1 protein-coding gene and 1 pseudogene are annotated in these 1,317 nt (G+C 61.9%); one reads left to right on the forward strand and one right to left on the reverse strand.

The window, feature by feature from the left end:
• The first annotated feature begins 122 nt into the window (after nucleotides 1–122).
• Nucleotides 123–887 (forward strand): tyrosine-type recombinase/integrase, encoded by a 765-nt coding sequence (locus AB6804_RS31810; protein ID WP_370889827.1) that lies wholly within the window; start codon nucleotides 123–125, stop codon nucleotides 885–887.
• A gap of 107 nt (nucleotides 888–994) precedes the next feature.
• On the opposite strand, the pseudogene AB6804_RS31815 reads toward AB6804_RS31810, so the two are convergent.
• Nucleotides 995–1,108 (reverse strand): annotated as a pseudogene (locus AB6804_RS31815) (IS6 family transposase); the annotation flags it as partial.
• Nucleotides 1,109–1,317 lie beyond the last annotated feature (209 nt).

Genomic DNA, 1,317 nt, shown 5'->3' on the forward strand with positions numbered 1-1,317 from the left:
ATTCAACGTCTTCATCGAGCTTCCAGTCTTGTGTCTTTCCGCACATCATAGCGGAACGCCTTACTGCAACAGAGCCCGAGGACGTACGTCAATGGCGCGCCGCACGCGCGGCGATTCTCTTGATGGGCGATTCCGGCCTGCGCCGCGCCGAAGCTACCTTGGCTCGACGGGACGATCTGCGTCCAGCGGAACATCCCGACGACCGGCGATCATCGGGGCGCGGCGCATCGGCGACCCGCGCATCGACGCCCAACGCATCGATGGGTAACGCGGCGCCACAAAAATCGTCATCGGATCCGTCGCTGAGCCCCGCGCAACCGACACCCCAAGTCTGGACCTTGACCCTGATCGGGAAGCGCCGCAAGCAACGCACGGTGCCGGTGAGCCGCGCGACCATCGACGCGCTACGCGCGCACTGGCGGGACCGGGGCCGCGACTTTGATGCCGCCGCGGCGAGCGGGCCCCTGATCGCCCCGACGTGGATCCCCGGCACGCGCGCGGCGCTCGAGCGGCATGACGCCCGCCCGGACGATGCGGAGGAAACAGACGAAACGAACCAGACGGGCAAAGCGGACAAAGCGAACGAGATGCCCTATACGGTTGACGCGTTGGGCCGGGTCGTTCGAATGGCGATGCAGCGGCTGAGCGCCCAGATGGCGGCACGGGCCGAATTCAGCACGGAGGAGATCGTGCAGCTTGCCAACACGTCGGCGCATGCGTTCCGACATACGTTCGGCACGCGCGCGGTCGCGCGCGAGATGCCGACCGACGTCGTGCAAACGATTCTCGGCCACGCGTCGTTGCAGACGACCTCGATCTACGTGCGGGCTGAGCGACGCCGCATGCTCGACGCCGCGGCGCGTTACTACGCTGACGATGAGGTATAGGGGGGGCATTTTTGCCCAAGTGCGCAACGCAGTTCGACCCGTTCGGCTGTTTCTGGCGCCCAGCCGTAAGATCGCGCGACGTTGCATTGAGCAATGCGAAGTACTGCTTATATTGCGAGGTTGTAGAATTGATCAGCGGCAGACAGATGCGCTCCGCGAGCGAACTTCATCTGTCCTTTCACGATCATGTGCATCAGTTCGATTCGGGCCAAAAGGTTGCGATTCGAATGCAACCCAAAAGCAAACTGGGTCGGTGTTTCACTAGCAATACGTGCTATTGCTGATTGGGATCGGTGAGTGGGATTGGCTGCTGCTCGTATAGGTAATGGAAAGGGCGCTAGCGGCTTACTTAAGCTAGTGTCCTGTCCCAGAAATTACTTTGCATAACCGAGCCACTTTCTGAAGGATGGAATCGGCGGTTGCGGTCCAG

Origin of the sequence: Caballeronia sp. RCC_10, from assembly GCF_041360715.1 — a bacterium.
In the GTDB taxonomy this organism is placed as follows: domain Bacteria; phylum Pseudomonadota; class Gammaproteobacteria; order Burkholderiales; family Burkholderiaceae; genus Caballeronia; species Caballeronia grimmiae.

Excerpts from the sequence above, each read along its gene's own strand:
- AB6804_RS31810 (WP_370889827.1), top strand. The coding sequence starts at position 123 with ATGGGCGATTCCGGCCTGCGCCGCGCCGAAGCTACCTTGGCTCGACGG.